Here is a 14360-nt window from a genome sequence, read left to right on the forward strand (position 1 = left end):
AAATACCAGACATAAAAAAAGCGCCTAAGGCGCTTTTTGTGGTTAAAAACCAAAATCAACAAGTAGCAAAATAATAGACCCGGCTACGCGAAAAAAGTTCTCAATTATTTTTCATTTTTTTAAGTAAAGGCATCAGCATTTGCTCAAGCCCATTTAATTTAACCTCGTACATCATCGCCAGCTGCGCCCCGAGTTTACTTTCTGGAAACCCTTGTTGTTTAAACCACACTAGGTAAGGCTCCGGCAAAAGAAGCAGTGGCCTGCCAGCATACTTCCCGAAGGGCATGATTGTATTAATGGCGAGCTTGAGTTCTGCTGTATCCATAATGAGTCAGTCATTGATAAAAAGTAGGAGGGAATACTACTGCTTTTTGGCTAAAAACGCATTAAATACTGGGTTTTAAAATGGGCGAGAAAAAATAAATAAAATAGGCTGTGACGGGCAAGAAACAGCCTATTGAATGAGGGAGTAGGCCCTCTAATTGAATAAATTTATGTTGATAAATAAATGCTTACCTTACATTAACTAGCTGGAGTCTAATTAACTGACAGAGGTGCGAAGGCGTTTATTTAAGCAACACCGGTAGTTTATCTGTTTTTCTTGTTGATAGAGAGAAGTAATGTAAAGGAATGTAAATAAAATGGTTTTTTAAACAAAAACTAATAAAAAAGCCTTATTAATAATAAGGCTTTTTTATTTTGCTTACTCTATTTTTTAGTTTTAAAGTATTATTTTTCAAATAGCTCTTGCTTAACATGCTCAGCAAAACCACTGCCTGCTTCTAGGTAAAAGTTATAGGTGGAGTTAACGCCCATTTGTTCGAGCTCTTTTTGCTGATCTGGGTAATTGGCGATAGCTGTTACTTGACCGTTATAGCCTGAGGCTTGTAATTGTTCTAATGCAAAAATATTTTGCATATGTTTTGGCATAGCTAACATCACCATTTCTACATGGGAGTGGTTAACGCGCTGCCAAAAGTCAGGGTCGGTGGCATCAGCAAGGAGTACCTTTCGATTGCGTTTAATATGTTTTTCGACCACCTCTGGTTTTATATCAATGCCCGCCACTACATTAGGGTGAGTCGCATTTATTGTTTCGTATGCACCTGTACCTATACGCCCCATACCGAATATAACGATTTTAGTGTCGTTTAAATTAACGGGTAGCTCTTCAGCTAAGCGAGTTTTGCTTTCAAACTTTAATAGCCAGCGCTCAATTTTAACGTATAACTCGTTTGAGCGTTTATTAAGTGGCGATGCAATAACAAACGTAATAGACACCGCAATAGCCATTACGGCCAGCCACTCTGAGGTGATCATACCCGTAGAAGCTGCCACAGCACACACAATAAGGCCAAACTCACTAAAATTGGCAAGGCTAAACGCAGTGAGTAACGAGGTGCGCGCTCTGAGCTTAAAGGTATTCGTAAACACATAATAAAGTAAGGTTTTAACTGGCAGCACAAGTATAAGGATTAACGCGACAATTAATGAATTAGCTGTAAGCTCTGCGTTCAAACCAATACTTAAGAAAAAACCGACGAGCAAAATATCTTTTAAATTAAGTAGTGATTTAGAAAGCTCTCCCGCCTTTTTATGTGGTGCAAACATCATCCCCATAATAAGTGCGCCTAAATCACCTTTTAAACCTGCAAAATCAAATGCGTTATAACCGGCTACCAATGCAAAGAAAAAGCCAAATAAGGGTAATAGCTCTCCATGTTTAGAGCGGTTAAGCACGGCATACATAAGCGGGCGTATTAAAGGAAGTGAGATAATTATAACAAGTGCCCACATATTAGGTACTTTGCCGGTGCTAATGGCTAAAAATATAACCGCAAAAATATCCTGCATAACTAAGATGCCAATGGCTATTTTTCCGTGCAGGCTTGCCATTTCGCCTCGCTCTTCAAGTACTTTTACGGCAAATACAGTGCTCGAGAAACTTAGTGCAAAACCAACTAATAACGCACTTTGCCAGCTTAAATCAACAAACATAGGCACAGCAAAAATACCGAGGAGTAACATAAAACCACTAAATAAAGCACTGCTAAAAATAATGTGCAGGGTTGCAGGTGCCCAAACTTGGGGCTTTATTAAGCTGTTTACTTTAAGTTTTAAACCAATACTAAATAAAAGAAGTGTTACGCCCAAGGCGGCAATGGTATCGAGTAGCTCGGTGCTTTTATAGCCAGATAAATTTAATGCAAAACCAGCAAGTAAAAAGCCAATAAGAGGGGGAAGTTTTAATTGATAAACACCAAATCCACACACAAATGCGGCGGCAAAATAGATTAGTTCCATAATTCTTAATATCACTTCATTTGGGATTGCAGTGTAGCGAAAATTTTATACCATTGAAAATAAAAATAGCCCTAAAATTGAGCGCCTTTAATCAATTACTTGTCTAGCCATGTATAAAAAATGCACATTAAGCGTGTATTTAATAGTAAATAGCATGTAAATAACATTTTTTCACTGACATTGGCTTTTAAATATGGTTAAGATGCCTTAACGAAGGAGTTTAAGCTTGAGCAACAAACTGAGCCGCTCAGCTTAAGGAGATAGATATGTTTAAAAAGATTTTAGCGTCGGTTGGTATTGGCGCTGCAAAAGTAGATACAATTTTAGAAACTGAGCATCTTCAGCCGGGGCAACTTTTTAACGCTAATATCGTTATAACTGCAGGCGATGTGGCTCAAGAAATCGCGGGTCTTGATTTGTTTTTAATGACACGCGTTAAAGTTGATGGCGAAGATGGTGAATACTTTACTAACCACGTGATTGATCAGTGGCGTATAACCGACATAGGCACTGTTGAGCCAGGCGAAGTTAAAAGTATTCCATTTGAAGCGCGCCTTCATCCAGAAACGCCAATTACCGAAATTAATGCCGGCTACAACCAATCACATGTATGGATTGAAACGGGCCTTGATATTGATTTAGCACTAGATCCAACAGATAAAGACCATTTGCATATTTACCCTAACGAAGCCGTTAAAACCTGTATGCAAGCAATGGATAAATTAGGGTTTAGTTTATTAAAAGCTGATGTTGAAAAAGGCCATTTACGCGCGCCTACTTTTCAGTCGGTATCGGGGTGTTATCAAGAGTTAGAGTATAAGCCCAATAGCCGCAGCTTATTTGGTATTCAAGAAATTGAATTATCGTTTGTACCAGAAGCACACAAAACACATGTTTTAATTGAGCTGGATAGAGCATTTAGAGGCGATGGTTATGTTGATTTAACCATAGAGCACGACCATGTTAATTTATCGCAGTTGTGTGACCAATTAGAGCGTTTGTTTGCCTAAGTGATGCCGTAGTTTAATTAAACCCAGCTCAGGCTGGGTTTTTTATTTTAGGATTTTATATGTCGTTTAAATGTGCGCATTTTGATGCGCTTGATTCGCGTACTTTATTTACGATAATGCGCGGTCGCGTTGATGTATTTGTAGTAGAGCAAACATGTCCTTACCCTGAGCTTGATGACGTAGACATTAACCTTAGTACTCAGCATTTATATGCAATTGCAGATAATAGTTTATTAGCTTATGCCCGGTGCTATGAAAAAAACGAGCAGTACAGTGCAATAGGCCGTGTACTGGTAAGTAAAAGTGAGCGAGGTAAAGGGCGGGCTACTGAGCTTGTAAATGCGGCCATAGCATGTTGTAAAAAGCAGTGGCCACAGCGTCCTATTTATATAGGTGCACAAACCTATTTATTAGCATTTTATCGCTCTTTTGGGTTTGCAGAAGTTGGGGAGCAATACCTAGAAGATGGCATCCCTCATCAAGATATGGTGTTAAATACACTAAGCTAATTTATTACGAGTAAATTTAAGCTATTAAAAAGCCCACTTAACGCGTGGGCTTTACTTAATTTAGAACTTAACCTGAACTCGGGTTAGTTAAAAATAACGTTTTAACTTAACACCGAATGTAAAAACACAGCACCAATAGCTATAGGGCACACAAACTTTGTGTATACAGGCCATATTTTCCAAAAGAGCGTGTTATGAACCTCAGGGTTACCTTGTTGTATTGCTTTTAGTAGTGAGCCACGGTACCAAATCCAGCCAACAAAAATACAACACATTAAGCCAAGTAAAGGCTGAGCGACTTTAGTTGTTAAGGTGATCACTAAACCAAATAAGCTGCCTAAGTTACATACTATGGTAATGCTCACTGCACTTATTAGCGCACCAATTAACCATGTTGCCTGCAGGCGGCTCATTGCAAAGCGCTCCACAGTATACGACACCGGCGCCTCTAACATTGAAATAGAAGAGGTAAGTGCGGCTATGCTCATTAGGGCAAAAAATGCAAAACCAATAAATAAACCTACTGAGCCCATACCATCAAATAAAGCTGGCAATACCTGAAATACTAATGTGTCTTCAGAAAGAAGTGTGCCAGTAGATGAAAAAATTTCTACGCCTTGTGCTTGTGCTACATACATGGCGGGTATAATTAAAAGGCCCGCTACAAACGCGATAAACACATCTATTAACGTTACATAAGCGCCCAGTGTAACAAGGTTTTCTTTTTGACTAATGTACGAGCCATAAATAATCATCACGCTGGTGCCTAGCGACAATGAGAAAAACGCTTGACCGAGTGCACTTACGAGTAAGTTTGCATCAAATATCGATGAGAAATCAGGTACTAAATAGGCTTTTAGCCCTTGCATAGCACCTTCTTGAGTCATAACGTAGGCAATTAGGGCAAATAAAATACCTAAAAGAGCGGGCATTAGGCGCTTAGACCATTTTTCTATGCCGTTTTCTACGCCACGGCTAATAATCGCCACGGTGAGTATAATAAATGTAACTGTAAATAAGATATTTCGTGAGAGTGACTGCTCACTTAACCACGTTGAAGCACCGTTTGCGCCAGCCAACGTAGTGATAGGCTCGACTGTAGCGCTGAGCATCCAGCCTGCCACAATAGCATAAAAACTTAAAATAAAGCCCGCACATAAAATTCCGCCAAAACCAACAATAAAAGCAAAGCGCTTTTGCCACGTGTGTGATGTTATTTTTGTTAAAGAGGATACCGCATTAGCTTGTCCGTGTCGGCCAATTATAAGCTCAGCCATAAGTGCGGGGTATGCTAAAAAAAACGCTAGTATCAAATAAGCGACTAAAAAAGCTGCACCACCATTGCTTGCTGTTTGGGTCGGAAACCCCCAAATATTACCTAAACCTACTGCAGAGCCTGCGGCGGCCATTATAAATCCAAAGCGAGAGCTAAACTCACCTCTAACTGCGCTCATATTGTTATACTTCTCTATTTTTTGACGGCGCTGACAATCTACTGGAATTGCAAATAAATAAAAAGCACTTATTTACCCAATTGTGACAATAATTATCGTCTGATGTGTCTGTCGCGCGATGCATTTAATTAATGTTATCAACAGGTTTAGAATAAGGAGTTGATTTTGTGTAATAAATTTTAGGGCCTGTTTACCTTTCGAGGTTAAATTTGCAGCAGTCTGTTTGGTGTTTAGGCAAGGCAGAGCCTATGTAGTGTGGTTGTTCCCCATAAATAGGCGATAACGACGTATAAATGCCAAACAGGCGCTGCCCTAAGGGTTCTGCCTAGGGGCTATTTACTCTTTGTTACTCGGTTTTTACGTAGCCCACTAGGTTACAAACCTCGCGCCGCGATTAAACAGCCCCTAGATAGAACAAATTATAACCCTAAAAGGCCAACTAGCCCTAAATACAGTTGTGTAAATATTTTTTTACGTATCGTGGTGCTGACCAATTTTAAGGGTAAAACAGGCCCCGTTAAGTCGCGTACTTTTACTAACACTTACACTGCCGTGATGCCAATCTGCCACTTTAGCAACGATTGCTAAGCCTAAACCATAACTTTTATCAGCACGGTTACGGTGGCTCTCTTCTCTAAAAAATGGGCTAAAAACGTTATTAAAGTTCTCTGGTGCAATGCCTGGTCCATCATCTTCAACCGTAATATATAAATAATGCTCATCACGTTTTGCACTGACATAAATAGTGTCTTTTGCAAAGTCGCAGGCATTGCCAATTAAATTACTAATAGCCCGAGCAAGCCAATGTAAGTCAGCAAAAACTATATCGTCACTGCTATTTAATTGTACTTTGAGGTGGCTGGTTTCAATTTTTGGCGAAAGCTGGGTGAGTAAGTCCTCAAGATAGTGCGATAAATGAGTTTGCGAGTAGGTAAGTTGATTGGCATTTTGCTCAAGTGTTGCAAAGGCTAAATAGCTTTTAAGCATCGACTCCATATGGTCAAGGTCGTTTTCCATACGCCCAAGGTACTGCTGAATTTTAGGCAAGTCTTCCGTCTCTAAAGCGGCATCTAAGCCAAAGCGTAAACAAGCGATAGGGGTTCTGATATCGTGCGATAAGCTCGATGCCATTAACTTATTCTCCGCCACGAGCTTTTCTATTTGGCTCGCCATGCGGTTAAATGTAAGTTCAACGTCTCTTATATAGGTAAAGTGTGAGACCTTTATTCTCGCTTGCACATCACCTGCGGCAAATTTTTTAGCCGCTTCGTTTAACACTGTTAAGCGTTTGGCAAGTGGGGCAATAATAAAGCCCATAAAAACGCATAGCCCTGCATAAAACAGCAAAGTAAGTATTATATCGTTGCGTTGATCTGCCTCAACCCCTTTATCTAGACGCATAGAAAGATGATAAGGCGACAACACTTCACTGCTGTAGAGCATATAAAAACCTTGTTGGTCTTCTAAAATAAGCCCGCTTTGGGCATGCATCTGTAGTATTAAGGGCGGGGTTAATGCAAGAGATTCATTACTTTTATAATCGAGTTTTACATTAAAGTCGCTTGCCAGTTGCTTTACATAAGCTGCGCGTTCAGAGGTAGCTACATTAGCTAAATGCTTACTAAAGCCGTTGATCATTTGGCTTTGTACGCTAAATTCATCATGGGGTGTTTGTGTTTGTTGGCTAAATGCATCAATTAGCCAGCCCAATACAACAATAGATAGTAGCGCACTACCGAGTAGTGAAATGTAAAATTTTTTCATTTAAAGCGCCACGGTCACTCTTCCCACGCAGTGGCAACAAGTAAATAACCACGCCCCCAAATTGTTTTTATTTTTTCTGGGTTTTGAGGGTCATCATGAAACTTTTTGCGAAGCGCGGAGATTAATACATCCACACTTCTATCAAGTCCATCATACTCACGGCCTTTCGTTGCTTTAAACACTGCATCCCTTGAAACCACTTGGCCTGCATTATTTGCTAAATAGTGTAGTAACAGGTACTCAGCACTGGAAATAGTAATATCTTGCTTGTTAAATGTTACACTGCGAGATTGAGTATCGATACTGAGTTCGCCGACTTTTATCACACTGTCATTGGGCACTTTAGTTGGTTCACTGCTCAGGCGCAGCGCTGCTTTAATACGGGCTAATAATGCGCGAGGGCGCACCGGTTTCATGATGTAATCACTTGCCCCTACTTCTAAGCCAATAACTTCATCCATTTCATCATCGCGGGCGGTCAACATAATAATGGGGGCAGTGTAAAAACTACGTAGCTCTCTGCACACACTTATACCGTCTTGGCCTGGCAGCATAATGTCGAGTAGCACAATGTTAGGGTTTAAGTTTTTTACCTGGCTTATAACTTCATCACCGCGGTGGCAAACATGGGTCGTATAGCCTTGTTCGGTTAAGTACTCTGCCACCCACTGAGCTAGAGAGGTGTCATCTTCGACTAATAAAATAGTGCCGTAATTATCCATAAAGCTTCCTTAGTAGATTAGAATAGGCGCCAACGGCGTTTTTTTTGTCTATTTTGATAAACCCACTGAAGTTTAACTTCAGTGGTGGCAATAATTTGGGCTGTATTACTATCAAACAGTTCAAAAGAAATACTTTGCTGGGAGTCAAATGTATATTCAAATACGCCTTGTTGTTGTTTTAACCAACATTGCATAATATATTTTGATGTTGCGTCTCGTAAGCAGTAGTTTCCAATAGTCGGCTGTTGCCAACTAAGTGTAATATCAGCATAGCAATTGCGGCCCTCACGCAGTGCTACACAGGTGTCTGGAAGCGCGGTTAAAGGGGCTGTTTTATCTGTCGTTTTTGCAGATGAAATAGCAGGGAAGATCAATAATAAACAGATCCATTTAAAATACATAACGCAGGCCTACCTTGGCTTTATGCTGATACCCTTGTGAAATAATAGGGCTATCGTCTATTTCTTTTGAAAACCACGTTGTTAACCAGCCAGACAAAAATACCCAATCTTGAGATATAGGGTACTCAGCATGAAATTCAAACATAATGCTGGTGCTGCCATTCGGGGTGTAAATAGGGCGATTAGCGGTGGTTTCGTCGGCGTCTATACCAAAATAATAGTTTGTAAAACTGCCCGAGTAAGCGCTTATACCCACCCCTGATCTAAACTCCCAATTACGCCATGGCAAAATGTGGCTAAAAAAGGTGTTTAATACCCAACCGTTATGTGTACCTGTAATGTCATGTAAAAACTCAAACGAAATTTGCGAGTTTTCAAAGCGGCGCGTTAATCTAAGTCCGGCATCAAAATCGTAATTACGCGATTTTATACCCGCAAGCTCTTCTATGACACCGTGGTTGTAAAAACCTAAGCCTTTTTCGTCAAATCCGGCTTGTGTATTAGTGCCCAATATATCTAGGCCCCAATCAAATTTATCTATAAGGCTGTAACCGACGACTAAACCGCCGCTTAACTGGTTATGATCAAAGTCGAGGTAAAAGTTTTCGTAGGAAATAGCCAGGCTTAAATCGAGTTCAATACCATCGTCGTATGAGTCAAGGCCAATTAGGTAAGAGTCTTCTACATAATAACCAGCCCCAGCGCTCCAATCCCACGCAAAACCTTGGGTAGGCTCTAGCGTGTTATCAGCATAGTATCGATTGCTTGCCTGGCTTTGAAAGCTCAAAAAACTGGCGCAAAGCAATACGCTATTAATTAAAGTATGCTGTAAGAAAGCGATTTTCATCCCTGGGGACCTAATTATTATGTGTTATTAAACGTAGTATATTAGTAAGTGAATCCTTGAATCTGTAAAAAAATGTAGTTTTTTACGTTATTGCACTTTTATTTTGTCAATTAAAATACTGCTTAAGTAATATTGCATCATAGGTGTTAAGGCGCTCACTTCGGTACGCGTACATGGACCTTGTAATTTAGTTAAGCTGCTTAATTTAGTAATGGTTTTAAAAGGCGGTACAGTTACTTCTTTACCTGCGCGCGCTATACGGGCTTGCTCGGTATTTTGCTGATGTACAAATGTTGCGACTTCTAACTCATTAGTAATTTTTTGCTCTTGGGCAAAGCTAAACAATAAAGGCTCACGGTGGAAGCTTGCGCTGTCTATTGATGATTTTGCAAACCATACCACATCGCCTGAAGCACGGTGCGTAATGCGCATACTTACTTGCGCGAGTATGGTGGCGCATTGCTGAGTAGGGTATTGCTGCGCTACTTTTGCAAATAAAGGGTAAGGGTTTTCAGGCTGGGTTAACGCATATTTGGTATCGTCAGTAAATGCTAGGTCTAACTGATGAATAGCGAGCGTGTAATCACTGCTTTTATTATTAGTCACCTCTAAGCCTTTATCGTTTAAGGCTTGTGTTATTTGTTTTAATAGTGTGTCTGTTACGCTTGCTTTATCTGTTGTAATACGCACTGTTTGGCCGCGTGTTACTTTGTGCGCCGGTAACTGTACAGACTTAACTTTTGGCGATGCGTGCTCTGTTTTATACTCAAGCTGGTAAGTTTCGCTCTTTAATGTTGGCTTTAACGGTAAAGCCAAAGGCTCGGCCGGCTGTTTGGTAATTGCACAACCTGCTGATAATAATATAAAAAGTGATACAACTATAAAACGCATAACTACTTAACATCCACTTAAAAAGCCAATAATCGCAACATTGTACGTTAGTCCCACTAAAACTTCATGATATTATGCTCATAGATGTAGTTAAAAAAGAATAAATTTGTAACGAATGAAGTATCTCACTAATTTTATGTATGTTTGGGTCGCTATTTGTCTATCTCTTCCGCTTAAGGCAATAGCTAAAGCAGACTCAAACTGGGATGGATTCGTAAAACAGTATGGACGCTACGCAGAAAAAAAACTTAACAGTAAAGGTATACCTGGCGCTGCGCTCTCTATAGTGAGTATTGGTAACGCTGATTATATTCACACCATGGGCCGCACTAAGGCAGGAAGTGGTACTCAGGTTAATCGCCACACCCGCTTTAGGTTGGCTTCGGTGTCAAAAACCTTTGCTGGGTCCTTAACTGCAAAGCTTGCAAGTGAAGGGGTAATCGATTTATTTAAACCGGTAAGCGAGTATATACCTGCCTTTAAAGACACTGTTTATAAAGACAATTTAAAAGTGTTTCACTTATTAAGCCACTCCAGCGGTTTGGTCCCTAATGCATATGACAATTTAATCGAATCAAGAATGAGTTACCCCGATATTGTCGAAAAGCTATTAACAGTAAAGCCCATTTGCGAACCCGGCCAATGCTATGGGTATCAGAATGTGATGTTTAGTTTAATTGATGATGTAATTTATCGCAGTACCAATAAAAAATATGATCAGTGGCTGGAAGAGGGGATTTTTACACCATTAAAAATGAACGACACCAGCTTAGGCTATGATGCAATGGTGCAGGATAAAAATTATGCATTGCCGCACGTTAGAGGAAAAAAACGTTGGTACACAGCCAAGTTGAAAAAAAACTATTATAAAGTTGGCCCTGCTGCGGGCGTAAATGCAAGCGCAACCGATATGGCAAAATGGTTGAAAGCGCAATTAGGGCAAAACCTAGATGTACTTTCTTTAGAAGCACTTGCTACACAAGCACGCCCTTTTACACTTACAAAAAAAGAACGTTATAGACGCGTATGGAAAAGGAAATTAGAACAAGCTTATTATGGTTTAGGCTGGCGTATTTATAACTATAATGATGAAACGCTGTACTATCATAGTGGTTGGGTGCAAGGTTATCGTAGTGATTTGGTTGTTATACCGCATTTAAATGTGGGGTTTAGCTTGATTGTAAACGCGGAAACCGGCGTTATAAATGAATTAACCACTGAATTTTTAGACCGTTTATTAAAATACAAACGCACTAAATAACACAGGCCTAAAATTGCTTAAACAGAGCCGTACTTTTAAATTTATTTTTTAAAAGTAAAAAGTATAATTAAGCACCTATAATAAAAAAACCAGCTTAATGCTGGTTTTTTTATAAAAAGCTCACTGCACAATTAACTTATGCACGTGGTAATTGAATCTTTTTTTCTGCACTTTGACGATACAATACAACAGTGTGACCTATTGTTTGTAGCTTAGTAGCGCCGGTTTCACGAACAATTGCATCAAAAATAAGTGCTTTTGTTTCACGATCGTCAGTAGGTACTTTTACTTTAATCAATTCGTGAATCTCTAATGCACTTTGAATTTCAACGACTACGCCCTCGGTTAAACCGTTAGAACCTAGTAAAACTACAGGCTTAAGGCTATGCGCCTGGCCTTTTAAAAACTGCTTTTGTTTGTTTGATAATGTCATGTTTATACAAATTTTGCTGAATATGGCTTGAATTAAGGGTATTCTAACGCCATCTAAAGAATATTACTAATTAGTTGCGTGTTAATTTATGACAAATAAAAAACATTCAGCCAGTTCAAAGCGATGGCTGAAAGAACATTTTGATGATCAATATGTTCAGCAAGCGCAAAAAAAAGGCTGGCGTTCTCGAGCTGTTTTCAAATTAGATGAGATCCAAAATAAAGATAAACTGCTTCGCCCTGGTATGACCGTTGTTGATTTAGGTGCTGCACCTGGCAGCTGGTCACAATACTTAGCCGAGAAAGTATCTGATAAAGGTCAGGTTGTTGCGTGTGACATATTACCCATGGACTCACTTGCGGGGGTCGACTTTTTACAAGGCGATTTTCGTGAAGAAGCCGTACTTGATGCATTGTTAAAACGCATTGATGGTAAAAATGTTGATGTGGTACTCTCTGACATGGCACCAAATATGAGTGGGAATAACTCGGTAGATCAAGCGGGTAGCATGTATTTGGTAGAATTAGCACTTGATATGTGTCATCAAGTATTAAAGAAAAACGGTGCATTTGTTGTTAAAGTGTTTCAAGGTGAAGGCTTTGATCAATACTTGCAAGACGTTCGTAATAGTTTTAAAGCAGTGAAAATACGCAAACCTGATGCCTCACGTGCCCGTTCTCGGGAAGTATATATAGTAGCGACCGGCTACAAACTGTAGTACAGTTGCTTGGCGTTTAGTTGAATTTAAATTAATTGGATACAAGAGGTTAACCCCTTGAGCGATATGGCGAAAAATCTAATACTCTGGCTGGTTATTGCAGTTGTGCTAATGTCAGTATTTCAGAGCTTTAATGGTGGCGATCAAGTTGATCGTCAAACAAGTTACACTCAATTTGTAAAAGACGTGCGTAGCGGCTCTTTACAAGAAGTTATTATTGACCGTGGAACGGGTAATATAACCGGTACTAAAAGCAGTGGTGAGCGTTTTCAAACCACAATGCCAATGTACGATGAAGACTTAATTAATGATTTACTTAAAAATGATGTAAACGTGAAAGGCGTTCAGCCTGAAGAACAATCGTTTTTAGCAAGTATTTTTATTTCTTGGTTCCCAATGTTGCTGCTTATAGGGGTGTGGATATTCTTCATGCGTCAAATGCAAGGCGGTGGCGGTAAAGGCGCAATGTCGTTTGGTAAAAGCAAAGCTCGCCTGATGAGCGAAGACCAAGTTAAAACAACTTTTGCTGATGTAGCAGGGTGCGATGAAGCAAAAGACGACGTAACAGAGTTAGTAGACTTTTTACGTGACCCTTCTAAGTTCCAAAAACTTGGTGGTAGTATTCCTAAGGGTGTACTAATGGTAGGTCCTCCTGGTACGGGTAAAACATTACTTGCTAAAGCCGTAGCCGGTGAAGCAAAAGTACCGTTTTTCACGATTTCAGGTTCTGACTTTGTTGAAATGTTTGTTGGTGTTGGTGCATCGCGTGTACGTGACATGTTTGAACAAGCTAAAAAGGCTGCACCTTGTATTATCTTTATAGATGAGATTGATGCTGTAGGGCGTAAGCGTGGCGCTGGCATGGGCGGTGGACACGACGAACGTGAACAAACACTAAACCAAATGCTAGTCGAAATGGATGGTTTTGAAGGTAACGAAGGTATTATCGTTATAGCGGCAACTAACCGCCCTGACGTACTAGACCCTGCATTACTTCGTCCTGGTCGTTTTGACCGTCAAGTAGTGGTTGGCTTACCTGATATTCGTGGCCGTGAGCAAATCCTTAAAGTACATATGCGTAAAGTGCCATTAGGCGATAACGTAGAAGCGGCAGTTATTGCACGTGGTACACCTGGTTTCTCTGGTGCTGATTTAGCAAACCTTGTAAACGAAGCTGCACTTTATGCCGCACGTGGTAATAAGCGTGTTGTAAGTATGGCTGAATTCGATGCTGCTAAAGACAAAATCATGATGGGTGCAGAGCGCAAGACCATGGTGATGAGTGAGCAAGAGAAAGAAATGACGGCTTACCATGAAGCAGGGCATGCTATTGTTGGCCGTATGGTGCCAGAGCACGACCCAGTTTATAAAGTGTCGATTATTCCACGTGGCCGTGCCCTTGGTGTAACCATGTACTTACCTGAACAGGACCGTGTTAGCCATTCTAAAGAGCTTTTAGAGTCAATGATTTCTAGCCTTTACGGTGGCCGAATTGCTGAAGCACTTATTTATGGCGAAGACAAAGTAACCACGGGTGCGAGTAATGACATTGAGCGTGCAACAGATATTGCACGTAAAATGGTAACGCAGTGGGGCTTGAGTGAAAAACTAGGTCCGTTACTGTACGCTGAAGATCAAAACGAGATGTACATGGGCGGCGGCGGTGGTCGCGCAATGAGCATGTCTGATGAAACAGCTAAAGCCATTGATGCTGAAGTACGCTTATTCTCTGACCGCAATTATCAAAGAGCAGAAGATATATTAAAAGAAAATATTGATATTCTTCATGCGATGAAAGATGCATTAATGAAATACGAAACAATTGATGCTAAACAAATTGATGATTTAATGGCGCGTCAGCCTGTGCGTGAACCACGAGATGCACATGATCGTTTAGACGATAAGCCAACTAAAACAGTTGCACCTCAAGAAAAGCCGGTTGATGAAAGCCAAAAACCGGATGATTCATCGAAAAAAGATGAAACAAACCTTGATGATAAAGCTGAATAATCGTTAAAATAATGTTTTAAAAGCCCCGTACTTCGG

General features: G+C 40.2%; 14 protein-coding genes. 5 read left to right on the top strand and 9 right to left on the bottom strand.

Annotation, left to right across the window (positions count from 1 at the left end):
- Positions 1–100: 100 nt before the first annotated feature.
- Both AN393_RS01870 and AN393_RS01875 read right to left on the bottom strand, forming a co-directional pair.
- Entirely contained in the window at positions 101–325 is a 225-nt protein-coding gene (locus AN393_RS01870; RefSeq protein ID WP_055017164.1) for a DUF3820 family protein, read from the bottom strand.
- A 404-nt stretch (positions 326–729) separates the two neighbouring features.
- Positions 730–2304: a cation:proton antiporter family protein gene (locus AN393_RS01875; RefSeq protein WP_055014067.1), complete on the bottom strand. Its 1575-nt coding sequence runs from the start codon at positions 2302–2304 to the stop codon at positions 730–732.
- Positions 2305–2570: 266 nt separating this feature from the next.
- On the opposite strand from AN393_RS01875, the gene AN393_RS01880 reads away from it, so the two are divergent.
- Both AN393_RS01880 and AN393_RS01885 read left to right on the top strand, forming a co-directional pair.
- Positions 2571–3314, top strand: a complete 744-nt coding sequence (locus AN393_RS01880) for a sporulation protein (protein WP_055014066.1) — start codon at positions 2571–2573, stop codon at positions 3312–3314.
- Between the two features lie 59 nt (positions 3315–3373).
- Entirely contained in the window at positions 3374–3823 is a 450-nt protein-coding gene (locus AN393_RS01885; protein WP_055017165.1) for a GNAT family N-acetyltransferase, read from the top strand.
- 101 nt (positions 3824–3924) lie between these two features.
- Here the strand turns inward: AN393_RS01885 and AN393_RS01890 are convergent, their stop codons facing one another.
- From AN393_RS01890 to AN393_RS01915, 6 genes are all read right to left on the bottom strand, one after another.
- Complete coding sequence (locus AN393_RS01890; protein WP_055014064.1) at positions 3925–5277, bottom strand: sodium-dependent transporter; 1353 nt, start codon at positions 5275–5277, stop codon at positions 3925–3927.
- Positions 5278–5748: 471 nt separating this feature from the next.
- Positions 5749–7041 carry a HAMP domain-containing sensor histidine kinase gene (locus AN393_RS01895; RefSeq protein ID WP_055017166.1) on the bottom strand — a complete coding sequence of 431 codons (1293 nt, stop codon included), beginning with the start codon at positions 7039–7041 and terminating at the stop codon, positions 5749–5751.
- Positions 7042–7055: 14 nt separating this feature from the next.
- Entirely contained in the window at positions 7056–7763 is a 708-nt protein-coding gene (locus tag AN393_RS01900) for a response regulator transcription factor (RefSeq protein ID WP_055014062.1), read from the bottom strand.
- A 17-nt stretch (positions 7764–7780) separates the two neighbouring features.
- Positions 7781–8164 carry a DUF3019 domain-containing protein gene (locus AN393_RS01905; protein WP_055014061.1) on the bottom strand — a complete coding sequence of 128 codons (384 nt, stop codon included), beginning with the start codon at positions 8162–8164 and terminating at the stop codon, positions 7781–7783.
- Positions 8154–9011 (bottom strand): MipA/OmpV family protein, encoded by an 858-nt coding sequence (locus AN393_RS01910; protein ID WP_055014060.1) that lies wholly within the window; start codon positions 9009–9011, stop codon positions 8154–8156. Before AN393_RS01910 ends, AN393_RS01905 begins: the two co-directional genes overlap by 11 nt.
- 87 nt (positions 9012–9098) lie before the next feature.
- Positions 9099–9902, bottom strand: a complete 804-nt coding sequence (locus AN393_RS01915) for a hypothetical protein (protein ID WP_055014059.1) — start codon at positions 9900–9902, stop codon at positions 9099–9101.
- 115 nt (positions 9903–10017) lie between these two features.
- Here AN393_RS01915 and AN393_RS01920 point away from each other — a divergent pair, with 115 nt between their 5' ends.
- Positions 10018–11163, top strand: a complete 1146-nt coding sequence (locus AN393_RS01920; RefSeq protein WP_055014058.1) for a serine hydrolase — start codon at positions 10018–10020, stop codon at positions 11161–11163.
- A 136-nt stretch (positions 11164–11299) separates the two neighbouring features.
- Here AN393_RS01920 and yhbY read toward each other — a convergent pair whose 3' ends face one another.
- A complete protein-coding gene (gene yhbY / locus AN393_RS01925) occupies positions 11300–11596 on the bottom strand; it encodes a ribosome assembly RNA-binding protein YhbY (RefSeq protein ID WP_004587346.1) in 297 nt (98 codons plus the stop codon).
- Between the two features lie 88 nt (positions 11597–11684).
- On the opposite strand from yhbY, the gene rlmE reads away from it, so the two are divergent.
- Complete coding sequence (gene rlmE / locus AN393_RS01930) at positions 11685–12314, top strand: 23S rRNA (uridine(2552)-2'-O)-methyltransferase RlmE (protein ID WP_004587345.1); 630 nt, start codon at positions 11685–11687, stop codon at positions 12312–12314.
- 66 nt (positions 12315–12380) lie between these two features.
- Positions 12381–14324 carry an ATP-dependent zinc metalloprotease FtsH gene (gene ftsH / locus AN393_RS01935; RefSeq protein WP_055017285.1) on the top strand — a complete coding sequence of 648 codons (1944 nt, stop codon included), beginning with the start codon at positions 12381–12383 and terminating at the stop codon, positions 14322–14324.
- Positions 14325–14360: the final 36 nt, after the last annotated feature.

The organism is Pseudoalteromonas sp. P1-25 (assembly GCF_001401805.1).
Classification (GTDB): Bacteria; Pseudomonadota; Gammaproteobacteria; order Enterobacterales; family Alteromonadaceae; genus Pseudoalteromonas.